Consider the following 23,119-nt stretch of genomic DNA (forward strand, 5'->3'; position numbering starts at 1 on the left):
CAAAAACCTATGCCTCTGCCCCTGATGGGTCAAGATGTGGCGGTGCGACCCAGTGCCTCCATCACGATCTCGAGAGGCACGGGTTGAAGTGTCGCGGTTTTCGTCCACAAAAGTGCCACTTCGATCTCGCGACCGGGATAGATGTCGCCGACGGCCTGCGCATAGGCGCCAAGCTGGCGCAGCAGGCCTTCGGGAATGTCCTGAATACGCTCCGGGACGACGGTATTGGATTTGTAATCGACTATCTGGATGCGGTCGGGGGTCACGATCAGCCGGTCGATGACGCCGTGAATGATCCGATCGCCCATCTTGCCCGTATAAGGTACTTCGGCGAGAGAATTGGGTCCGAAAATGTCCCAGTCGTACTGCCCGTGAATGACGCTGAGTGCTTCGGACATTAGATCCGGGATTTCCTCGTCGAGCGCAGCTTCTTCGCCAGTGGAAAGGACAAATCGGGCGACGGTTTCGCGATCTTGCGCGGCGACGCCGGGCAGGACCTCGATCAGTCGGTGCAACTGGCTGCCACGCCGCATGGCGGCCTCTTTATCGGAAACACCGTCCTCGCCGGGCAGGGCTTTGGCGCCACCGAGATCGGAGGGGGAGATGATGTCCATGCCCGGTACAGGCGGTTTGGCGGGAGCCAGAGCCCAATGCGGCAGGCTGTGGGATTTTTTCCGCGACGCCTCCGATGTACTGGCGATATCGGGCCAGCTCCCATGGCTGAACCGGGTTCCGAGATGACCGGCCATTTCGCAGGTTTCGGTCGCAAGGGACGAGAGTCCCCGTTTTACCAGATCATACCATGTGTCGGGTTTTTCCTCCCCGGCCCCGCAGACGATTAGCCATTTCTCCGCTCGGGTCATCGCCACGTACAAAAGCCGCCTGTCTTCTTCGAGATCGGCGATTTTGAGCTGGTTTAGTCTCTGTTTTACCTGATCGGAGCGCCGCCCCGCCGCGCCCTTCCAAACCACATGTCCGAGCTCGGGTTCGATGAATTCCTCGCGGGTTTCGCGCTGCGTTTTCAGCGTGTCCGGCAGAATGACGATCGGAGCCTCAAGCCCTTTAGAGCCATGTGCCGTCATCACCCGCACGAGGTTGGAGTTTTCATCCAGCACGCGTTTGAGTTGAATGTCCTGAGATTCGAGCCAGGCGATGAAGCCGGTGAGACTGGGCGTCTCGGCGGTTTCGTAACTCCGGGCCTGATGCAACAGCGCATCCAGCCCGTCCTCGGCTTCCTTACCGAGCCGGGCAATGAATTTGCGCCGCCCATTGTGACGGATCAGCACCCGTTCGATCAGGTCATAGGGCCGCAAGAAGTCGGAGACCTGCCGCAAATCTTCGAGGATCGCGTAGGTTTCGGGCCAATCCGCCCGGCGTTCATAAAGTTGCCGCCAAAGTGTGATGGTCGTGCGCCCGTGGGCGAGGCGATAAAGGTCACGCTCCGACCAGTTGAACAGAGGCGATTTCAGGGTCTCAGCCAATGCCAGATCGTCATCTTGCAAGGACAGGAAGGCGAGCAGGGAGCGCATGTCCTTGACCGCCATTTCCTCGCCCAATGTCATCCGGTCGGCCCCGGCCACAGGAATGCCCGCCGGATGAGACTTCAACGTCCGCAACATCCGACCGAACAACTCGGACCGGCTGCGTACTAGGATGAGAATATCGCCGGGTTGAACCGGGCGACCCTTGCCGTCTTTTTGGGGAATTGAGCCAGATTCGAGAAGCTCTGCTACAAAATCCGCCACACGTTTGGCTAGGCGGGCGTTGTGATGCTCGGGGCGAATGATGTCGACCGGATCTTCCCAGTTTTCAGCTTCCTCGTCGGTGTCGTGGCGTTCCTCAAGTGACCATAGATCAACGCGTCCGGGAATGTCGTCAAAGAAGGCGATATGCTCCGGAATACCGCCGACCCCCTCGCCGCCATTGGCCGTAAAGACCGCATCGGTCGCCGCCAGAATCGCGGGTGAGGAGCGGAAGGAATATTGCAGCGCGAGATCCTGCAACGGTTGTCCGACGGCGTTGAGCTGTGCGCCGAAATGCGCCTTCATCTGGTCGAAGGCTTCGGGAGCGGCACCCTGAAAGGAATAGATCGACTGTTTGTGATCGCCGACGACAAAGATCGTGCGGGTCACATCGGCACGCGCGCCCTCGCCCGAGGTGAACTCGCCCGCCAGCAATTGCACAACGCGCCATTGATCCGGGCTCGTGTCCTGGGCCTCATCGACAAGGATGTGGTCAATGCCGCCATCGAGCCGGTAAAGCACCCATTGCGACACGTTCGAGATCGACAAAAGATCGCGGGCACGGCGGATCATGTCGTCGAAGTCGAGAAGCCCGAGTTGCGCCTTGCGCTCCAGATAGGGTGGCAGGAGCGCCTGAGCGAATTTGTGCAGCGCGAGCGTCCGATTGGCATCGTAAAGCGAAAAAAGGCGGGGACGAATGGCCTCCACGCGTTTCATCAACGCTTCGAGCCCGTCGAATGCACCGGGATGAGCGTCGATCAGCTTACGCGTTGGCAGGCTGGAATGCTGGGCATAGAATTTCGATTGCAAAGGCGTCTTGGTCTTTTCGCCGGAGAGAAACTTGTCGCAAAGCTGTTCCACAAGGTCGAGACTTGGCTCTAATCCAGACCATAGACGAAAAAACGTTGCAACTTTCTGATCGGCTGCACTGGAGCCTTCCATCAGGGTGGCGCAAGAGGCAAACATCTCCTGTTCACCGCCGAGGAAGACATCGGCAAGAAGCGCGGCTTCATCGTAGCCGTCGGGCAGACCGAACCAGGGCCAGATGTCCTTTTCGGTTTTCGCGGGCAGAAAACTGTCGCGTTTCGTCACGATCTTGAGCGCAAGTTCCGTCAGGTCGAGATCGCTGATATGAAGTGCGACAGCATCGAGCAGATTGCGCGAGGGGCCAAGGGCCAGATCTTCGAGAATATCGGCGATCATCCGGCGGGATTGCCTCTCGTCCATTTCCTTGAACTGTGGCGACACCCCCGCTTCGAGCGGGAAGCGTCTCAAAAGCGCGCTACAGAAGGAGTGGATGGTCTGGATTTTCAATCCGCCCGGTGTCTCGATCGCGCGGGCAAACAGTGTGCGGGCATGGCGCAGCACGTCGCTGTCCAGATCCTTGTCCGGGGCCAGTGCTTGCAACTCGGTCGTCAACTCCGCATTCGGCAACATCGCCCAGTCGCCCAGGCGTTTGAACAGCCGGTTCTGCATTTCGGCGGCGGCGGCCTTGGTATAAGTCAGACAGAGGATGTGTTGCGGCGGCGTGCCATCGAGCAGCAGACGCGCCACGCGGTCCGTGAGCACTTTCGTCTTGCCCGAACCGGCATTGGCCGACAGCCATGTCGACATGTCCGGGCGTGCGGCCATGATCTGGCGCCGGGTGGCCTCGTTCATCTCAGTCATCGAGGTCCTCCGGCACGGGAGTATCGGAAATCGACCATTCGCCAAACCGCGCGAGATGTTCGAAATCGGTTTTATATTGCACGGTTTCCATCATGCGGCGGGAGGTGTAGCCGAGCCCGGGATCGTCATAGGCGGCGATCAGTTTGACGAGGCGGTCGCGGATTTCCGCGATGTCATGCGGCTCCAGCGGCAGAACCGTCTTTTTCAACGCGGCATTCAACCCGAGATAGGCGACTTCCGACACCCGACCCTTGGGGACGCCTTCGAATTTCCCCGCTTCCATCATCATGGCCTCGAGCAGAAGTTGAATGCTGAATTTTCTTGTCTGTTTTTCGCTGGGCGGTGTGCCGGATTTGTAATCGTAGATGACGAACGTGTCGTCTTCCTTGCGGTCGATCCGGTCGGCCTTGCAGGTCAGGGAAAAATCCACCTCGGACAAATGCATGGCGGCCTTGGCTTCGATCCCGCAAGGGGTGCCCTTTGCCAGCCTGTCGCGTTCGTCGCGCACCAGTTGATCGGCAATCCGGCGGACGCGGGCCAGCCAGACACGCCGCGCCGAGGGCCAGGCGACCTTCTGTTCAAGCACCTCTTCGGCGACAGTCAGAAATCGTGCCAAGGCGGCTTCATGACTGTCGTCGCCGATCTGGCCGAGATAGCGCTCCATGATCGCGTGTAGCGCGGTGCCGCGTTCGCGAATGTCGGGGTCGCGGGACAGCGGATCGAGCTTGCTCAGGCGCAGGATGCGGCTGGCGTAAATGTCATAGGGATCGCGGATCAGGGTCTCGATCCGGGTGACGGAAAGTTGCCGGGGGCGGGCGTCTTTGGGCGGGCGCGGGCTTGGCCGTTTTGCGGGCGGGATGGCTGTGCCGGGTTCGTCGAGCGCGTCTGCAAGCCCCATCCACGCGGTGCCCCGCTTGCGCATGTCCTCAAGGGCATTACGTCCCTCGTCCGACATCCCCGCCATCAGGTTGGTCAGCCGGATGAGCCAGCGCGAGGCGACGGTTTCCGCCTCCGCATCGCGTTTGGCGCGGGTAAGGATGACCTCCGGGGCCGCGATGGCCTGTTGAAAATCGTGGGCGGAGAGGCCGATCATCTGTTCGGGGGAAATCAGCCCGGCTTGCCGCCGCATATCGCGGCTGAACCACGGATCCTGACCTGTGGACTGCGGCCAGATGCTTTCGTTCAGCCCGGCGAGAATCACCAGATCGGCCTGAAGGGAGCGTGCTTCAAGCGTGCCCCAGATCATCACTTTCGGATGTTTCGGAGAGGGGTCACGCACTTGACCTCGCCCGAGAAGGGCGCGGAACAGGTCGGCAAATTCATGGATGCTCAGGCTCCCGCCATAATCGGATTCGCGTTGCAGATCCTCGATGAGACGACGTGCCTCCCGGCCGGCATGCTGAGCCCAAAGCTCGCCGTCATCTTCGCCGTTCGGACCTTTGACGAGAGCCGAAGCCAAGGACACAAGATGTTTCAGGTGATCGGACAGGAGACTGTCCTGGGACACCTGGACCTTTTCCAGAAGATCGGACACCCAGCCCGCCCAATGTTTGCGGCCGTCCTTGTCTGCCTTGTCTTTGCCGGACTCGATCGCCCATTTCAGCAAATCTTCGCGTGCGGGAAAGGCTGGCCCCTTGCGGCGCAGATGAACTTCGAGTTCCCGCGTCCACAGCAGGTGATAGCCGCGGCCTTCATCCCCTTGCGCGCCGCGCGCGCAGAGCGGATGTTTCAGCAGCACGAGCAGGTCTTCGGAGGACATGGTGCGGCCGATGAAACCGACGATATGGCGCAGCAAACGACCGGGGGGGGTCTGATTGAGCGGAATCCCGGCGCTGTCGTCCGGCACAATGCCCCATCGGTCCAACAAGGCCGTGACGCGCCGGGCGAGATCGCGGTCCGGGGTGATCATGGCGGCGGTTCTGTCATGTTCTGCGGCATGGCGCAAAATGAGGGCGATGGCATTCGATTCGATGCGCATATCGGGAGCTTCGATCAGGGTCATGTGATCGGTAGCCTGCATGACATCTTTGAAGGCGGGGCCCTCCTCCATCCATTGATCTGTCACAGGGGCGGGCCGCAAAGCGAGAGAAACAAGCCGGTTTCGGGTCGAATTGGCGCACGCGCTCGTATGCCAAGGCCGGATATCTTGTGGGTGAATACCAAGACGTTCGGCCATGCGGGCGGTGCGTTCCTGTGGATGCTCTACGGAAGCACGTTCTGGGTTTCGGATTTGCGTCCAAACCGTGTCCGGCATGTCGAAATCGACGCCAGGCAGGATGACGGCCCCCATCGGCAGGTTTGCGACGAGAGACATGAAGCGGGCGGTCAGCCCGCGTGAGCCGGTCGAGCCTGCTACAAGGATCGGATGATCCGGCGGGGTATCGCGCCATTGCCGCTCCAACCGGTCGATGACCAGTTTCATGCGGGCCTCCGGTCCCGGATCTGCGGCGCTTTCGGGACCGAAGAAATCGAAGATGATCGAAAGGAATTGCAGGGATTTTTGCCAGTGACCGGAGGAGTCCTGCACCTTGAGATTGCGGATGGCTTCGGGGGTGACGTCTTCGTCCTGCATCTCGCTGAGTACTTGTGCGAGGCTGTCGGAGAGATCGAAAATCGAGGCGCGGGTGGCGAACTGCGGTTCCTGCCGTAGAAAATGCGCGACGAGTTGCGACAACTCAAGACGCCTGCGCAGACTGTTCACCGGAACCGGGAGATCGAGAAACTGATGATCCGTGCCCAATTCGGTCAAAAGACGGATTTTTGGCAGGAAACGGGTCGATTCATCGTCGAAGGCACGCTGAATATCCTTGCGCATGCGAGAGGTGTTGACGAAAATCTCCGTGCGCGCCAGCAGCTCGGGGGCTGTGTCTTTCAGACGCTCCAGAAGCCCGATCTTGATCGCACGCGGATACTCCGCGCCGCAGGGCACGCCAAACAAACCCGGTTTCCCCGCCTCGGCGAACATCACGCCTCCTTCAAAACCTCTTCCGCAATGGCAATACCATCGGGGTGGCCGACATCGCACCAATGCCCCTCATATTCCACCCCATAAATCCGTCCGGCATGGAACAGAGTTTCCCACACGCGGTTGAGCGAGAAATGCCGGTCTTCGATGTCTGCGACCGGGTCAGTTTTCAAAATCTGCATCCCTGTGTAAACGGTCTGAGTGCCGCGGCGCAGTTGGCCGTCTTGTAACAGATCGAAATCGCCCTGCCCCAGATGCCCGTGAGCGCGGGATTTTGGGACCACGAGAAGCAGGGCGTCCATCTTGTTCGGCTGCCAATGTGCGGCAAGGACCTCGGAAGCGCGCGGACCTTTCCAGACCGCATCGGTGTTCATCGTGAAGAGGGCATTTTCGTGAAACATCGGCAGGGCATTTTTCAAACCACCGCCGGTTTCGAGGAGATCTTCCTCGTAAATCGTCTGCACACCGGCGTTCTTGAGGTGCTTTTCGAGCGTCGTGGGGAGATAATGCAGGTTGGCAACACGATGCTGCACGCCTTCCAATTGCTCCAGGGCATGATCGACCAGAGGCCGTCCGGCCACCTCGATCAGGGGCTTGGGGCGATGGGTGGTCAGTGCTTTCATGCGGGTGCCTCGGCCCGCGCAAAAGATCATTGCAGAGTCGGGATGGTGCCGCATTTTGCCTTCAGGGTTTCGAGTGCTTTTTCATTGGGTTCGGGCAGCGTGTTGTGCAGCCGGTTTGCCAGATCGGCAAGGTCGGGATGTTGCAGATCCTGTTGCAGATAGCGCCAGACGCGCGGGATCAGATCCACGTAATGCGGGCGCCCGAAATGCAAGGACATGCGCCCGAACACCATCAGGATGCGGAGGTTGCGCTGGACGGAACAAATAGCCGCCTGACGAGAAAAATCGACCCGATTCTGGCCCAAACCGTCGCAAAAACGGTCGATGCAACGGGTTTGAATGGCGCTGGAAACATCGCGCCGCGCGTCTGTGGTCAGGGAGATGAGATCATAGGCCGGGTGACCCAGCATGGCGTCCTGAAAGTCGAGCAGGCCGACATGTGCCGTCCCGGAGCGTTCCGGAAGCCAGAGCAGGTTCTGGGCGTGATAATCGCGAAGAATGGTCACGCGGCCGGGGCCGAGCTCGTCGATCAGCGGCGTAAGAGCGACGCGTGTGGCTTCACGTTCTTCTGATAGGTCGCGCTCAAGGATCGGTTCTGCGTACCAGCGAAAGCAGGACAGGGCGAGATCGGTCATTCTCGGACCGTAATCTTCGAGCCCTTGCATCGGATCGGCGCTGCTCAACCGGACCAGAACGTCCACGGCTGCGTCGTAAATCTCGGGTTCCGAGGCGGGGCTGCGCAGGCAGACCCGATCGTAAAGATCTTCGCCGAAATCTTCGAGGATCAGGAAGCCTTGCTCCTCATCCGTGGCGTAGATTTCAGGTGCGGAGAGCCCGAGACCGCGCAGATAGGAAGCGACTTTGAGGAAGGGTCGGACATCTTCTCCAGCCTCTGGAGGGGCATCCATCACGATAGCCTGACGCCCGGAGGCGTCATCGAACAGGCGATGGTAACGGCGGCGGGAGGCGTCTCCCGCCAAAGCAACCGAGCGCACCGAAGCCCAGTCGCTGGAGTGCAGGAATGCCGCAAGTTTATCGGCGCGATCACTGGATTGGGTCACGTTGGGGCCTTTTGCGTCGGACGTGTGTCGCCCGACTTTAGGCCCCGCTGCGGGGGATACAAGGGGTGGCTTACATCTTGGCGAAATGCGTACCGCTGGCCTGTGGTCGCAACGCCGGGCGCAGGGTGCTGGCGCGCGCCTCGGGGGTGAAACCTACAAGTGTTTGCCCGGACGGCAAAGGGACAAAACGGCAATTCAGCCGACGCCCATCCCAGAGCCGGGTCTGGCCGATCCAATCGCTGCGTTCCCCGGTTTGGCTGACGAAGTCGCGAATGTCGCCCCAAAGTGGGGAGGGGGCACATTTGGCGTGCCAGACGCGTGTGGCATCGGTGATGCTGGTTTCGGCGATGCCTTCGAGCGGATCGAGCCCCCAGAGGCTTGTGTAGGCGCTATTGGCCATGACCAACATGCCTTCGCCGGAAAACACGGCAATCGCCTCCGACAGGCTGTCGAGCACGGCCTGACCGGTTTCGATCTCGGCCCGGAAGCGGCGGGTGAGCGACATTTCGGCAGAAATGTCCTCGAACAAAAAGGCGATGGCGCCGTCGGGATGCGGACGACCGGAAATCCGGTAGGTCATGCCGCCCGGCAGTGTCCAGACCTCTTCGTAGGTTCCATCCTCGGCGGCATTTTCAAGCGCGGCCATTTCCTGACGCCATGATTTGTAATCCTTGGGTTCCGGCATCATCTGATTGTCGCGCAGGCGGTCGAGAAAAGAGGTAAGCGCGGGACGCGTGATCAGGAATTCGGCGGGTAGAGCGGTGAGATCGGTCAAGGCCGGATTGAATAGGGCCAGACGCCGGTTGCGGTCGAATACGGCCAGACCGATGGTGAGATGCGAAAACGTCTTGGTCAGGGTCTGGGTGAATTCGCGCAGAGTTTCCTCGGCCTTGACCGTGCGATCGGCGGAGCTTGCCGCGTAAAGCGAGTCGCAGCCAATGGTGAAACGATGGATGTCGAACCAATGCGGCTCACCGTTCCTGTCCTTTAAATTCAGGCGACGCGACTCATTCGGCACGGCTTGTGCCAGCAGTTTGGTGTCGAACAGGGCTGCGGGCGGCCAACTTGTCGTTTCGCCTGTGTCAGAGAGGCTGTCGGCAAGGGCGATATAGGCACTGTTGGCCCAGCTGATCGTGCCGTCTTCGACCTCGCGCCAGACCGGAAACGGCACATTCTCCGTCGTGGCGCGGAGCGTTTCCAGTTCCTGTTCCATGGCCATGAGGGAATGGCGGTCCATGTCGATATGCGCCTGTTCGGTTTCCCGGTCGAACAGGGTGAGCCGGGCCAGACCGTTGCGCCATTCGCACTTGAGAACCGCACTGCCATCCCGGGATTCGAGCGCCATGTTGCCACGGTCGGCCAGTTCGGCGATTTCGTATTGTAGGGTCGGAAATTTCGATATCATCACGGACAAAAGCCGTGACCAGTCGGAGCCGACATCCGCCGCGGCGGCAAGGACGCTTTGCGCGGAGGGCGTGGCGTTCACCAGTTTCTCGTCGTCGAAGAGAAAGACGATATCGTTGTCCTGCGAGGCCAGTGTGATGGCGTCCACCCGTTCCTTGCGCGCCCCGATCCAGGCCAGACCGTAAAGCACGAGAAAGGCGATGCCGAGGCTGCCGACAACCAGAGAAAAAAAGGTAAACAGGGCATTCGGTGACATGTGATTCCCATCAGACACAGCGCATAAGCGACGCGCACAGTGTCGGTAATGATGGTTAACGCGTGGTTAAAACGCGTCTTGTTCACGGTGTCAGGAGCATATTTTCGCCCAAGGCCTTGTTTTGTTCCCCTTCAGGGACGCTGATCACCGCCCGTCTCCAGGTCAATTCGACAATCGCGCCGGATCTGCGCCCGGCGTGCAGATGCAAATCGTGCGGGTCTGAACCGTTGGAAAAACCGATTTCCGCACCTGTCCGTTCGAGCAAGGTTTTGGCAATGAAAAGACCCAAACCCATGCCTTTATAACCGGGTCGTTTTTCAAATTCCTTATCCGCGCGCCGCCCATGCATGAAGGGATCGCCGATCCGCCCAATCACGGAGGCAGGGAAGCCGGCGCCGTCGTCGATGATCCGAAGGCGAATGTCGTCGGCGCTCCATGCGATGTCGACCCAAACCGTCGTCTCGCAGAAATCAACGGCGTTCTGAACGAGGTTGCGCAACCCGTGAATGATCTCCGGTCGCCGATAGACATAGGGCTGCGCGCTGTCGTCTTCGGCACCGAGAATATCCAAGGTGACAGATTTGCCGCGCGCCATGTGGGGTTGGGCGGCTTCCTCGACCACGGCTTGCAGCGGGGCGAAGCGCATGTGCAGATCGTCTTTCCCCGCCTGCCCCATAGAATGCAGAATGTCGCGACACCGATCCGCTTGTTCGTTGATCAGCCGGGCGTCGTCGCGCAACTCCTCCTGGCCTTCGAGATCGTCAACCAGCTCACTCGACACAAGTTTGATCGTTGCAAGAGGCGTGCCCAGCTCATGCGCGGCGGCGGCCACGACGCCGCCGATGTCAGTCAGTTTCTGTTCGCGAGTGAGCGCCATCTGGGTGGCCAGAAGCGCCTCCGACATGGTGTGGATTTCCGAGGCGACTTTCCAGGAAAACACGCCGAGAAACACCACGCCGATGACAATCCCCGCCCATGTGCCGAACAAAAACAGTCCCGGCACGGTCAGGATGTCGCCTTCGCCGGTCTGCAAGGGCACGTAATAGAGCGCGAGGACACTGACCAAAGCGATGGCGACGGCGCCGGTGAGGATTGAGGATTTCGGACGCAGGGCGGAGGCGGAAATCGTCACCGGCGCGAGGATGAGCATGGAGAACGGATTGTTCAGCCCGCCGGAGAAATACAAAAGCGCCGACAGTTGCAGGATGTCGAACAGCAGCATCAGCGTCGCCCCGCGCTCGCTCAGCCGGGTGTTTTCCGGGTAGATGAAGCTCGACACGATGTTGAGGATGATCGAAGCGCCGATCACCAGAGCGAAAGCCCCGTGGTCGAAGCGCAGGCCGAGCGCGAGCATGGCGATGAGAATCGTGCCGATCTGACCGGCGATGGCGATCCAGCGCACGGCGACCAAGGTCCGCAAGCGCACCCAGTCGGAGCGCCGCTCACCGGTGAAGAGACCGTTTCCGTTTTCAGTCATTGACGTGATTTTTATCCAGCTGCGTCATTAAAACCCTTGTTAGTGCCTGTGTTTCTCCCGATCAATGCGCAGCAACGAGAGGAGAGAAAGATGTCCACGAAATCCATTGCCATTGCAGCCGTTGCCCTTGTGGCTGTTGGGATCGGCGCAACCGTCTGGTACGCCACACGTCCTGCTGCTGACGATCCCTTTGCCCAGTGTCGCGTGTCATCTGTGGGCGGTGGAGCCGCCGCGATTGGCGGACCTTTCGAATTGGTGAATGAAGACGGCGTGACCGTGACCGACAAGGATGTCTTCACCAAGCCGACGATCCTCTATTTCGGCTATACCTTCTGTCCGGATGTCTGCCCGCTCGACAATATGCGCAACGCCGATGCTTTGCGAATCCTCGACGAGCGCGGTTATGACGCACAGGCCGCCTTCATCTCCATCGACCCGGAACGCGACACGCCGGAGGTGGTCAAGGAATTCACCTCACTCTTCCATGACAACATGATCGGCCTCACCGGCACGCCGGAGCAGGTCAAGGCCGCCTCCATGGCCTACAAGACCTATTACAAGAAACAGGAAGACGGCGATCCGGAATATTACCTCGTCGATCACTCCACTTTCGCCTATCTGGTGTTCCCGGAGATCGGCTTTGTCGACTTCTTTAAACGCGAGGATACGGCCGAGCAGATGGCGGATCGGGTGGCTTGTTTCATAGACGCCGCAGGGTAAAAATTGACCCTCCCTTAGACTCGTTCTAAAACCTATCTGAATTTATCAGATTTATGCCGATGGCGGGAGGGTCCGAGATGGACGCGGACGAGATTGTGGAACTGGGCGAAGACAAGTCGCTTCTCTTGGTCGATGACGACGAACCGTTCCTGCGCCGCCTTGCGCGTGCGATGGAAAAACGCGGTTTCGATGTCGAGATGGCCGGTTCCGTCGCCGCGGGTCGGGCGATTGCCACAGCGCGCCCGCCGGCCTATGCGGTGGTCGATCTGCGGCTTGAGGACGGCAATGGTCTCGATGTGGTCGAGGTTCTGCGCGAAAAACGCCCGGACAGCCGGATCGTCGTTCTGACCGGCTATGGTGCCATTGCCACCGCCGTGGCCGCCGTGAAAATCGGCGCGACGGATTATCTTTCGAAACCTGCCGATGCCAATGACATCGTGCATGCGCTTTTGGCCACAAGCGACGAGCTTCCTCCGCCGCCGGAAAACCCGATGTCTGCGGATCGTGTGCGTTGGGAGCATATCCAGCGGGTTTATGAGCTTTGCGACCGAAATGTCTCGGAAACCGCGCGCCGCCTCAACATGCACCGCCGCACGCTTCAACGTATTCTGGCGAAACGCTCCCCGCGCTAAGTCGCTTCGGGCGCGAGCGTTTTCAGCCAGTCGATAAAGAGCCGGGTGGAGGCGCGCTCCACCCCTTTTGGCGTGGCGGCGAAATAGGTGAAGTCCTGCCCGAGATCGTAGGGCAAGCGGACCAGCCCCCCGCTTTTCAGATCGTCGCTGACGGCGATTTCCGACACAAACGTCATCCCGACGCCACGCACCACGGCCTGTACGCTTTCCGATTGGCCTTCGATGTAAATCGCCGAGGCTTTGCTGCCGTCCACACCGCATTTCCGCATCAGTTCAATGTCGTCCATTTGTGCCCGAGATCTGATCCACGGCATGTTTTGCAGCGGCAATTTCGCGATATCGCCCCCGTGTTTGCCAATCAGGATCGGGCTGGCGACCAGAATGATCCGCGTGCTCCACAGAGGTTCGACATCGACACCGGGCCAATTGCCGCTTCCGGTGCGGATGCCGAGATCGAATTGCCGCCGTTTCAGATCGTCGACCGAACCCGACGGCGTGAGCGACACGGGAATGTCGGGATGATCGTCCCAGAATTGCCCGAGACGCGGGATGATGAAAGCATAGGACAGCGCAGGGGTGCAGGTCACCCGAAGGCCACGCGACCTCGGCCCGTTGCGCGCCTGTGCAATCCCGTCGGAAATCGTGGCAAACCCATCGGAAAGCGCCTCGGCCAATTGTCGCCCGGCCTCGGTGAGCGCCATCCCCCTGCCCTCACGTTGCAACAGTGTCAGCCCAAGATCCTTTTCCAGTGCGCGCACCTGCTGCGTGATCGCGGCATGGGTGACGTTCAGCGCCCGGCCCGCGGCGGTAAACGAGCCGAGGCGCGCGGTCGCCTCAAAGGCGCGCAGGGTGGAGAGCGAAGGCATATGGCGCCAGTCGATGTCGGGCATATGTAATTTCTATTTACAGTTTCGAAAAATCCCTGAGTGGATCACTTTCATCATAGGTAATAGATGAAGCCAATGTCGAGCTTTTCGGGAGTAAACCCATGTTACAGATAATCGCAAATGAGATGATGCGCGGGCCGGATATGACCTCCCCGGAGGTGCAACATCGCCGCGAGATTCTGGCGCGCAAGCGTATGACAGGCAAAGCCGCCCGCGCCGCATGGGTTCAGAAATTTCTGGTGTTTCCCGGAAAGCTCGGCCTTTTCTCAACGGATCTTGAGGTTAAAGCGCAGCCATCAGCTCCGCATGCCGCTGCGTAAACGCCTTGCGTGTCTCGACCGGTGGGCGAAGATGAATGCGCAGGTCTCGGACCAGATCCGGATCCATCCGGCCAAAAAACTTGTTGCTTTCCGCTTCTGAAAATCCGCCGATCTGAGTGGCCTCCAACCAAGCGGAAATCTTGTCCGCTTTCTTGATTTTCTTCTTGATCGTCGCCGGGATTTTCGCGGGCAAACCAAACCGGATATGGATCGCGGCGGTCAGACGTTCGTCCAGAGCGCCGTAATCCGGACCGATGGCGGCCTTCACCGGCGAAATCATATCGCCAATCACATATTCCGGCGCATCGTGCAAAAGTGCGGCGAGCTGCCATTTCACCGGTTCCTTCGGGTAGAGGCGGCGAAAAATCTCTTCGACCAGAATGGAATGTTCGGCGACGGAGTAGGCGTAATCACCCCGTGTCTGACCATTCCAACGGGCGACGAAGGCCAGCCCATGAGCAATGTCCTCGATCTCTATATCCATCGGCGTCGGGTCGAGCAGATCGAGTCTGCGTCCCGACAGCATCCTTTGCCATGCGCGCGTCTGAGCCATGTCACCCTCTCCTGTCTCAGGGTTTAGGTATCCCTGTGCCCTCCGGGTTTCCACGATTTTTCGCGCCTTAACCTTAAATCAATGGGTCTGCGTTGTAAGGAAGGGACCAAGCTGCTAACCAGCCTCCAAACCTCATGTTCAAGCAGGAGCCACCGATGGGCACCGATTATATTGTCAAAGACATCTCTCTCGCCGAGTTCGGGCGCAAGGAGCTCGACATCGCCGAAACCGAAATGCCGGGGCTGATGGCCCTGCGCGCGGAATATGGCGAAAGCAAGCCGCTCAAGGGCGCGCGCATCGCCGGTTCCCTGCACATGACAATCCAGACCGCGGTCCTGATCGAGACGCTGGTGGCGCTGGGCGCGGATGTGCGCTGGGCCTCGTGCAACATTTTCTCGACGCAGGATCACGCAGCGGCGGCGATTGCGGCGGCGGGCATTCCGGTCTTTGCGATCAAGGGCGAAACTCTTGAGGAATATTGGGATTATGCCGACAAGATCTTCATGTTCGAGGAGGGTACCTGCAACCTGATCCTCGACGACGGTGGTGATGCGACGCTGTACATACTTCTGGGGGCCCGTGTCGAAGCCGGTGAAACCGACCTGATCGAAGTGCCGACCTCCGAGGAGGAAGTCGCACTGTTCAACCAGATCAAGAAGCGCCTGAAAGACAGCCCCGGTTGGTTCACGAAACAGCGGGATGCGATCAAAGGCGTGTCCGAAGAGACCACGACAGGCGTGCACCGTCTCTACGAGCTGGTGAAAAAAGGCCTCCTGCCCTTCCCCGCGATCAACGTGAACGACTCGGTCACCAAATCGAAATTCGACAACAAGTACGGCTGCAAGGAATCGCTCGTCGACGGCATCCGCCGCGCAACCGATGTGATGATGGCTGGGAAAGTGGCCGTGGTCTGCGGCTATGGCGATGTGGGCAAAGGCTCCGCGGCTTCGCTGCGCGGTGCCGGTGCTCGTGTGAAAGTGACCGAGGTCGATCCGATCTGTGCGCTTCAGGCGGCGATGGATGGGTTTGAGGTGGTTGTGCTCGAAGATGTGGTGAAAGACGCCGACATCTTCATCACCACCACCGGCAACAAGGACATCATCCGCATCGAGCATATGCGCGAGATGAAGAACATGGCGATCGTCGGCAATATCGGCCATTTCGACAATGAAATTCAGGTCGCTGCGCTCAAGAACCACAAATGGACCAATATCAAGGATCAGGTGGACATGATCGAAATGCCCTCGGGCAACAAGATCATCCTTCTCTCCGAAGGGCGTCTGTTGAACCTCGGCAACGCCACTGGTCACCCGTCCTTCGTGATGTCCGCCTCCTTCACCAATCAGGTGCTGGCCCAGATCGAGCTTTGGACCAATGGCGACAGCTACGAGAATGACGTCTACATTCTGCCGAAGCACCTCGACGAGAAAGTGGCACGTCTGCATCTCGAGCGGATCGGCGTGAAACTGACGCAATTGTCGAAGGAACAGGCGGATTACATCGGTGTGACCCAGGAAGGTCCGTTCAAACCGGAACATTACCGCTACTGAGGCGATGATAGGTAATTAGGCCCTCTCGTGACGCTACGAGGGGGCCTTTTTCATGAAAGTTTTCCCTTTGTATCGTGTGGGCTTGCCACTAGGCTCACCCCGAGCCTGAAATGGCTTTTGTAATGAGCCTGAAACTCTTTGATGGTGGGAGACCGACTATGGGAAAACGTGACGACCTGATCGCAAAATATGCCGAAGATCTGAAATCCAAATGCGGCATGGAGCCGGATATGGATCTTTTGACGAAAGTGACCATCGGCTGTGGTCCGGCGATCTACAACGACGATGCCTCCACCGTGGCGGCGTCTCAGGACAGCGAACTTGAGACCGTCAAAAACAACTTCCTCATCAAGAAACTCGGCCTCGCAGACGGACCTGAACTGATGGATGGGATCAACGCGGCGATCGAGACCTATGGTCAGTCGGAGCGCAACAAATACCGCGCGGTGTTTTACTACCTGCTGGTCAAGCACTTCGGCAAAGAAGCCGTTTACGCCTGATCGCGCTGGGATATAGAAACTGGGCCGCTCCCATGGGGGCGGCTTTGTTGTTTCTTGCCCGCTTCCGGGCGTGACGCGTTAAGCAGAAGTTTCGGATTCATTTTCAACCTGAATTACTTCAGATTTGCACGGAATCGGCAAAGATCCTAGGTTGAAAGCACGGAGCCAGGACGGCCCGGACCCTTGAAATTCGAACACATGTGGTGCTTGGGAGCATGTGGGGTGGTGGAGGGTTCCGGGGGGTCGGAACCCTCCTTTTTCATGACATCATCAGACCAGGATGTGTCTGTTCAGGACGGATCGGTTTCACCGAGTTCACAGACAATGTTCCACTCTTCGTCCGTGACCGGCTGAACCGACAGGCGGCTGTTGTTCACCAGAACCATATCCTTGAGCCGCGGGTCTTCCTTGCACATGGCAAGCGTCACCGGTTTTGTGAAAGGCCGCACGGCCTTGATGTCCACGCATTCCCAGCGCGGATCACCTGCCTTGCTGTCCGGGTGCGCTTCGGCGCAGATCTCGACGATGCCGACAATCTCGGTTTCCTTGCGCGAATGGTAAAAGAACCCGCGCTCGCCAAGTTTCATCGCCCGCATGTTGTTGCGTGCCTGATAGTTGCGCACGCCGTCCCATTCCTCGCCAACCTCGCCTTTGGCAACCTGCTGATCCCAGGACCAGACCTCCGCTTCGGATTTGAAAAGCCAGTGTGCCATCAGCCGATCACCTGTTTCCAGGCTTCGATGCGCACATCCGCGAACAGCCCTGCCTTGGCATAGGGATCGTTCGCGGCCCAGTCTTTTGCTGCCGCGAGGTCTTCGACTTCGATGATCACGAGGGAGCCGCACATGTTGCCTTCGGCATCGAGAAACGGCCCGGCGCGCTCGACCACGCCACAGGTTTTCAGGTATTCGACATGATCCGGACGGGTGTCGAGCCGGATTTGCAGCCCGCCGGGCTTGTCGGTGGAAATGACCGCGTATTTCATGGATTACTCCCTTTTCAATGGGCGGGCGAGCAGGACCTCTGCCGCCTCGGATATGGATATCTGGCCGTTCAGGATTTGGGTGACGGCCGTCGTGATTGGCATATCAATCCCGAGACCCTGAGACAAACGCGCAACCGCCTGCGCCGTTGCGACACCTTCGACCGTCACGGTCGGGTCGATGGCGGTGCTGGCCCCGAGTTTCAGCCCGTGCGAATAGTTCCGCGATTTTTCGGAGGTGCAGGTCAGGACCAGATCGCCAAAGCCCGACAGGCCGGAAAGTGTCGCAGGATCGGCACCAAGGCGGAGCACGAGCCGCTGCATCTCGGCAAAGCCGCGGGTCATCAGGGCGGCGCGCGCACTTTCTCCGAGCCCCGCCCCGATGGCGAGGCCACAGGCGATGGCAATGACATTCTTGAGCGCGCCGCCGAATTCGACACCGAGGGGATCGAGGCTGGAATAGAGACGAATATTCTGTGTTGTGAGCAGGGATTGCAGCCGGTCCACAGTGTCCTGCCGGCGCCCGGCCAGGGTCAGTGCCGTGGGCAAGCCATCGGCAATGTCGACGGCAAAAGACGGGCCGGAGAGAATGGCGATTTCGGCCTCCGGCAGCGTGTCTTCGAGCACCGCGAGAGGTCCGCGTTCGGATCTGAGATCGACTCCCTTGCAACAGCACACGAGCGTTTTGTGCTGGATCAGGGTCTTGTTTGCTTCACAAAACCCGGCGAGTTGCTGCATCGGAACGGCGAGCAACAGGATCGGTGCGGTGCAGGCATCGGCGAGATGGGACGTCGCGGCGAGCTTTGCGGGAAAGGCTTTGCCGGGCAGGCGCAGAAGATTCTCGCGCGCGGTTTGCATGGCGGATACCGCCTCGTCAGACCGTGCCCAAAGCAGGATGTCGCGACCGGAGCGCGCCAGTGAAATGGCCAGTGCGGTTCCGAACGCGCCTGCGCCGAGGACGGAAATCTCACTCACGACCTGTCTCTCCCCTGTCTGCGCGGCTCTGCAAGATTGTTTAACCGCCCTTTGGGAGGTATCACCGGGAGAGACACCAGACAATCCCGAGACCGATTTTGCCCGTACCGCTCCTGATCACACGCCCGCTGGACGACGCCGAACGACTGGCGGAGGAGGTGCGGGGGCTTGTGCCGGAACTGTCCGTGATCCTGGCGCCAGTGCTGGAAATCCGTCCCCTGCCCTTTGAACCACCCTCTGAACCTGTCGATCTTGTGCTGATCAGCTCGCAACATGCGATCACGGCGGCGCTGAGTTGTGAGAATCTGCCGGTGGTCTGCGTCGGGGCTGCCACGGCCCGCAAAGCCGCGGATGCGGGTTTGACGGTTTTGGCCACCTACCCGACCGCCGATGATCTGGTGCATGGTCTGACGGGTCGAAAAGGCCTCAAGGCGCTGCACCTCCATGGTCGTCACACCCGCGGTCACGTGGCCGAAAGGCTCACATTGGCTGGATTAGAGACACAAGAGTGCATGGTGTACGATCAGATCGCCCGGCGTTGGACAGCGGGTGAGCAGCGCCGGATTTTCGCGGAACCGCAGCTTGTCGTGCCGCTCTATTCGCCGCGCTCGGCGCAGATTTTGTCGGAAAATCTTGTCGGCTATGCCGGAGAACTGACGCTTGTTGCGATTTCCGAAGCCTGTCGGGAGGCATGGTCCGGTCCGGTGGCAAAGACCATTTGTGTTGCGGAACACCCCGATGGCGAAACCATGAAACGTGCGATTGCCTCAAAGCTTTCCTGATCGCGACTTGAGAGCGCAGGCCTCAGGGTCTAAGTTTCCAGTGCGATCGTAAAATTGGTTCTGGAATCGAAAGGTTAGTCTCATGCCAGGTGATAAAGAAACCCCGCTGGACGCCGTGAAAAACGACGAAAACGAGGTTCAGGATCAAGAGGTTGCCGTCGGGGAGGACGCAATCGACGCCACGACGGGGGAAGATGCGCCGGAGGTGAAGGACGAAGAGGCCGAGACGGAGGATCGCCCCGAGTCGCTTGAAGCGGAGCCTGTTGTGCCCGAACCTGTCACGGAAGAGGAAAAGGTCGCACCGGCCCCTGCCCCGACAGCGGTCAAACGCGGTGGATTTGTGCCGATGCTGCTGGGCGGGGTGATCTGTGTCGCTCTGGGCTATGGCGCTGCGAATTTCGTGAAGCCCGACGGCTGGCCCTTCCCCGGCACCAACACCGAGGAGCTCGCGCAGGAGATCACCGCGCTGAAAGCGCAACTCGCCGAGATGCAAAGCACCAGCGTGGCGCAGGGGAAAACGCAGACTGCGGCGCAGGAGGCGTTGCGCACGAGGCTGGATCAGAAACTCTCCGAAATGGACAAGAGCGCCGAGATTGCGGCGCTGTCGGATCGGATCAAAGGGTTCGAGGATCGGGTGACGGAGATCGAGGCGCGCCCGGTGGCGGAGGCCATTGTCTCTCCGGAAGCGACGGCGGCTTATGAGCGCCAGTTGGCGCAGATGCAGGATCTGCTCAACAGCGAAATCGCCCGTCTCGAAGAGGCCAAGGACAAGGCCGTCGCCGAAGAAACTGCGGCGCGTGCTGCGACGGCCAAGGCGCGTCTGCAAACGCTGGTCGATGCCGGAGAACCCTTTGCGGAGGCATTGACGGATGTCGGCGGCAATCTGCCACAGGCGTTGAAAGACGCGGCACAAACCGGCATTCCGAGCGTGACGCAGTTGCAGGAAAGCTATGCCGAAGCCGCGCGTAAGGCGCTGGTCGCGGCGTCGCGTGCGGCCTATGAGGCCGGGGAGGAAAGCTGGTTCCAGACGGTTCTGCGCACGCAGATTGGATTGCGGTCGACCAAGCCGAAAGAAGGCGGCGACGCGGATGCGATCCTGTCGCGGGCCGAACAATCGGTGCGTAACGGGCTGTTTGCAAAGGCAATTGCGACGCTTGAGGCCCTGCCGGAGGCAGGCAAGGCGGAGATGCAGCTCTGGATCGCAGAGGCGCAAAAACGGGTGGATGCGATGACTGCCCTCGATGAAATTCTTGGTCAGTAAGGTAGGTTCAACATGCTCTGGTCCCTCGTCAAAATCGTTCTTTTTGTCCTGATCGTCGCCGCACTTGCCTATGGCGGCATGGTTCTCATGGATATGGACGGCGGTGCGCAAATCGCGTTCGGCTCGGTCGAGATCAGCCTGACGCCGCTCAAGGCCGTTCTGGCACTGATCGCTCTGGTGGTCGCGATTTATGTGGCCTTGAAATTGCTTGGTCTTCTTGTGGCGGTGCTGAAATTCCTGCTCGGCGACGAAACCGCGATCTCGCGCTATTTCGACCGCAACCGCGAGAAAAAGGGCATCGAGGCGGTGACCGACGGTTTGATGGCGCTGGCGTCCGGCGATGGTCGGCAGGCCTTGGCCAAGGCGACGAAGGCGGAGAAATACCTTCAGAAACCTGAGCTGACCAATCTTTTGAAAGCGCAGGCGGCGATGATGAATGGCGACAAGCTGACCGCCGAACGGGCCTTCAAACAGCTCGTGGCCGATGAGCGCACCCGGTTTGTCGGCGTTCAGGGCATCATGAAGCAAAAGCTCGAAGAGGGTGACACGGATACGGCGCTGAAACTGGCCGAGAAAGCTTTCGCGCTGAAACCGAAGCATGAGGAAACGCAAGACATTCTGCTGCGCCTTCAGGCCGAAAAAGGCGATTGGTCCGCCGCGCGTGGCACGCTGTCGGCCAAGCTGAAACACGGTGCGATCCCGCGCGATGTTCACAAGCGTCGCGATGCGGTTCTGGCGCTGTCGCAGGCGAAGGGCGTGTTCGAGAAAGGTGCGAGCATTGAGGCGCGGGAAGCCGCGATCGAGGCCAACAAGAAATCGCCGGACCTGATCCCGGCGGCGGTCATGGCCTCTGACGAATATGTCGCGGAAGGCAAGGGGCGGCAGGCCGCGCGGGTGCTCAAAAAGGCATGGGAGGCCCAGCCGCACCCCGATCTCGCAGCGGCCTTTGCCCGCATCGAGCCGAAGGAAACCCCGGAGCAACGCCTCAAACGCTTCAGTGCCCTGACCAAGGTGCATCCCGAGGACCCGGAAACCAGGATGCTTCTGGCTGAGCTTTACATTGCGGCAGAGGATTTTCCGGCGGCGCGGCGTGCACTGGGCGATCTGGCGGAGATCAATCCGACGGCGCGAAGCCTGACGATTCTGGCCGCGATCGAGCGTGGCGAAGGCTCCGACGATGTCGTGGTTCGCGGCTGGCTGACCCGGGCGCTGACCGCACCGCGCGGGCCGCAATGGGTCTGTGACAAATGCCAGACGATCCATGCGCAATGGGCGCCGGTCTGTGAGAATTGCGGCGGGTTCGACACGCTGAGCTGGCGCAAACCGACGCATTCCGAAGTGGCGATGCCTGCGGGTACGGAGATGCTTCCGATGATTGTGGGCGCCGCGCCGGAGCCGGAGATCGAAGAGGTGGAAACCGTCGAGGAGGGTGTGGTCGACAGGCCTTCCATGGTCGATGTGACCCCGCCCGAGCCGGAGGAAAAAGCCAAGGTTGAAAATTAGGGCTACACACCTTTGAAAGAGGGTGGTAAAGACCCGTTCACGCAGGAAGCGCCGTCTTCCGGCATAGGAAAGTGCCGGTGTAGCTCAGCTGGTAGACACGTCATTCGTAAGTAGCGGGTCCGCCCGTGAATGACGCGCAAAACCAGTCGCTTACAAGCGGCGCACTGTAACTAGTAGGGCCATAGTAGGGCCGTACGAAAGAAGGATGCCGCTGTAGCTCAGCTGGTAGAGCACGTCATTCGTAATGATGGGGTCGGGGGTTCGAGTCCCTTCAGCGGCACCATCCTTCTTTTGTTATTGGACCATAAGAGTGCAGATTTGGAGCATAACCCGACCAAACTGTAGTCAATATGGAAAATGCAACACACTTCAGTGTCGCGGTCGACACACTTTCCCAAAATATCTATGCGGATTGGCTGACAGTTCTCGGAAACGCCTCGTCGAGCTAACAGCGACTTAGAAACGCAGGGTTTGTGCAGAGGCACCTCAAACGGCGTCTTTTCTGGGCTGAATTCACCTCACGCCAGTTGCTTCCGAACCGATACTTCGCTGCAAATGCTTGGCTTATGTCTCGACCATTCCAGATCTGACAATAAGGGCGTATTTTGTTGAAAAACTCGTGCTTGATCGGTGTGTGATCTGCTGTTTCAATTCTTCCAACGGACGGGAGGATTGACCGATGATGGGTCCGAGGCAGGAAGCGCAGGCATCGCTGTTTTACGAGTTCTCGCTTGAGGATCACGTCCCTCAGGATCATTTGCTGCGGTCGATTGATCGGTTCGTCGACTTGGGCAGCATCCGTGCTCATCTTGCTGAGTTCTACAGCCGCACGGGCCGGCCTTCCGTTGACCCCGAGCTGCTGATCCGGATGCTTCTGGTCGGCTATTGTTTCGGCATCCGGTCGGAGCGGCGGCTCTGCGAAGAGGTGCATCTGAACCTCGCCTATCGCTGGTTCTGCCGCCTCGATCTGAACGACCGGGTGCCTGATCATTCGACGTTTTCGAAGAACCGGCACGGTCGTTTCCGCGAGAGCGAGCTGCTGCGCCATCTATTTGAGACAACGGTGGCGCGCTGCATCGAAGAAGGCCTGGCGAGTGGCCAGCGCATGGCGGTGGATGCCAGCCTGATTGAGGCAGATGCGAACAAACAGAACTCGACGTCAAAGGAAGACTGGGATGCTTCAACCATCGAGCCCGCTGATGCGCCTCGTGCCGTACGCGAGTATCTCGACACCCTTGATGAGGCTGCATTTGGCGCA

General features: G+C 59.5%; 19 protein-coding genes and 1 tRNA gene. 9 read left to right on the forward strand and 11 right to left on the reverse strand.

The features are described from left to right. Positions 1-29: 29 nt before the first annotated feature. The 6 genes from addA to regB form a co-directional block, all read right to left on the reverse strand. On the reverse strand, positions 30-3,410 hold the full coding sequence (addA, locus tag NH195_RS04145) for a double-strand break repair helicase AddA (RefSeq protein ID WP_066703520.1): 3,381 nt from the start codon (positions 3,408-3,410) through the stop codon (positions 30-32). After that, positions 3,403-6,375 (reverse strand): double-strand break repair protein AddB, encoded by a 2,973-nt coding sequence (gene addB / locus NH195_RS04150; protein ID WP_081423778.1) that lies wholly within the window; start codon positions 6,373-6,375, stop codon positions 3,403-3,405. The genes addA and addB overlap by 8 nt, the downstream gene beginning before the upstream one ends. After that, complete coding sequence (locus NH195_RS04155) at positions 6,375-6,998, reverse strand: nucleotidyltransferase family protein (protein WP_338012176.1); 624 nt, start codon at positions 6,996-6,998, stop codon at positions 6,375-6,377. Before NH195_RS04155 ends, addB begins: the two co-directional genes overlap by 1 nt. A gap of 26 nt (positions 6,999-7,024) precedes the next feature. Next, the gene (locus NH195_RS04160) at positions 7,025-8,059 is read right to left on the reverse strand and encodes an aminoglycoside phosphotransferase family protein (protein WP_066703525.1); all 1,035 of its coding nucleotides are present in this window, start codon (positions 8,057-8,059) and stop codon (positions 7,025-7,027) included. Between the two features lie 70 nt (positions 8,060-8,129). Beyond that, on the reverse strand, positions 8,130-9,719 hold the full coding sequence (locus NH195_RS04165; protein WP_066703528.1) for a PAS-domain containing protein: 1,590 nt from the start codon (positions 9,717-9,719) through the stop codon (positions 8,130-8,132). Positions 9,720-9,801: 82 nt separating this feature from the next. Further along, entirely contained in the window at positions 9,802-11,196 is a 1,395-nt protein-coding gene (gene regB, locus NH195_RS04170) for a sensor histidine kinase RegB (RefSeq protein ID WP_066703531.1), read from the reverse strand. A gap of 90 nt (positions 11,197-11,286) precedes the next feature. Here regB and NH195_RS04175 point away from each other — a divergent pair, with 90 nt between their 5' ends. Beyond that, entirely contained in the window at positions 11,287-11,916 is a 630-nt protein-coding gene (locus NH195_RS04175; RefSeq protein WP_066703534.1) for an SCO family protein, read from the forward strand. Positions 11,917-11,993: 77 nt separating this feature from the next. Next, complete coding sequence (locus tag NH195_RS04180; RefSeq protein WP_066703538.1) at positions 11,994-12,548, forward strand: ActR/PrrA/RegA family redox response regulator transcription factor; 555 nt, start codon at positions 11,994-11,996, stop codon at positions 12,546-12,548. Here the strand turns inward: NH195_RS04180 and NH195_RS04185 are convergent. Continuing rightward, positions 12,545-13,438, reverse strand: coding sequence for a LysR family transcriptional regulator (locus NH195_RS04185; protein ID WP_066703542.1), 894 nt, complete (start codon positions 13,436-13,438; stop codon positions 12,545-12,547). The two genes, NH195_RS04180 and NH195_RS04185, sit on opposite strands and share 4 nt — an antisense overlap. 279 nt (positions 13,439-13,717) lie before the next feature. Next, positions 13,718-14,308: an HD domain-containing protein gene (locus tag NH195_RS04195; protein WP_066703547.1), complete on the reverse strand. Its 591-nt coding sequence runs from the start codon at positions 14,306-14,308 to the stop codon at positions 13,718-13,720. Between the two features lie 155 nt (positions 14,309-14,463). Between NH195_RS04195 and ahcY the strand changes: the two genes are divergently transcribed. Then, the gene (ahcY, locus tag NH195_RS04200; protein WP_066703613.1) at positions 14,464-15,858 is read left to right on the forward strand and encodes an adenosylhomocysteinase; all 1,395 of its coding nucleotides are present in this window, start codon (positions 14,464-14,466) and stop codon (positions 15,856-15,858) included. Positions 15,859-16,016: 158 nt separating this feature from the next. After that, complete coding sequence (locus tag NH195_RS04205) at positions 16,017-16,358, forward strand: DUF2853 family protein (protein WP_066703551.1); 342 nt, start codon at positions 16,017-16,019, stop codon at positions 16,356-16,358. Positions 16,359-16,648: 290 nt separating this feature from the next. Here the strand turns inward: NH195_RS04205 and NH195_RS04210 are convergent, their stop codons facing one another. The 3 genes from NH195_RS04210 to NH195_RS04220 are packed head-to-tail and all read right to left on the reverse strand — an operon-like array spanning position 16,649 to position 18,315. Beyond that, positions 16,649-17,071, reverse strand: coding sequence for an EVE domain-containing protein (locus NH195_RS04210; RefSeq protein ID WP_066703556.1), 423 nt, complete (start codon positions 17,069-17,071; stop codon positions 16,649-16,651). Then, positions 17,071-17,343 (reverse strand): YciI family protein, encoded by a 273-nt coding sequence (locus NH195_RS04215; protein WP_066703559.1) that lies wholly within the window; start codon positions 17,341-17,343, stop codon positions 17,071-17,073. Before NH195_RS04215 ends, NH195_RS04210 begins: the two co-directional genes overlap by 1 nt. Positions 17,344-17,346: 3 nt before the next feature. Further along, the gene (locus NH195_RS04220; protein ID WP_066703562.1) at positions 17,347-18,315 is read right to left on the reverse strand and encodes an NAD(P)H-dependent glycerol-3-phosphate dehydrogenase; all 969 of its coding nucleotides are present in this window, start codon (positions 18,313-18,315) and stop codon (positions 17,347-17,349) included. 98 nt (positions 18,316-18,413) lie between these two features. Here NH195_RS04220 and NH195_RS04225 point away from each other — a divergent pair, with 98 nt between their 5' ends. The 5 genes from NH195_RS04225 to NH195_RS04245 form a co-directional block, all read left to right on the forward strand. Further along, positions 18,414-19,097 carry a uroporphyrinogen-III synthase gene (locus tag NH195_RS04225; RefSeq protein ID WP_066703566.1) on the forward strand — a complete coding sequence of 228 codons (684 nt, stop codon included), beginning with the start codon at positions 18,414-18,416 and terminating at the stop codon, positions 19,095-19,097. Positions 19,098-19,179: 82 nt separating this feature from the next. Then, positions 19,180-20,358, forward strand: coding sequence for a COG4223 family protein (locus NH195_RS04230; RefSeq protein ID WP_066703571.1), 1,179 nt, complete (start codon positions 19,180-19,182; stop codon positions 20,356-20,358). Positions 20,359-20,370: 12 nt separating this feature from the next. Further along, positions 20,371-21,861 (forward strand): heme biosynthesis protein HemY, encoded by a 1,491-nt coding sequence (locus NH195_RS04235; protein ID WP_066703574.1) that lies wholly within the window; start codon positions 20,371-20,373, stop codon positions 21,859-21,861. A gap of 207 nt (positions 21,862-22,068) precedes the next feature. Continuing rightward, positions 22,069-22,144, forward strand: a tRNA-Thr gene (locus NH195_RS04240). A 396-nt stretch (positions 22,145-22,540) separates the two neighbouring features. Beyond that, the coding region (locus NH195_RS04245; RefSeq protein ID WP_066703577.1) for an IS1182 family transposase at positions 22,541-23,119 on the forward strand (579 nt) is incomplete at its 3' end.

The organism is Celeribacter ethanolicus (assembly GCF_001550095.1).
In the GTDB taxonomy this organism is placed as follows: Bacteria; Pseudomonadota; Alphaproteobacteria; order Rhodobacterales; family Rhodobacteraceae; genus Celeribacter; species Celeribacter ethanolicus.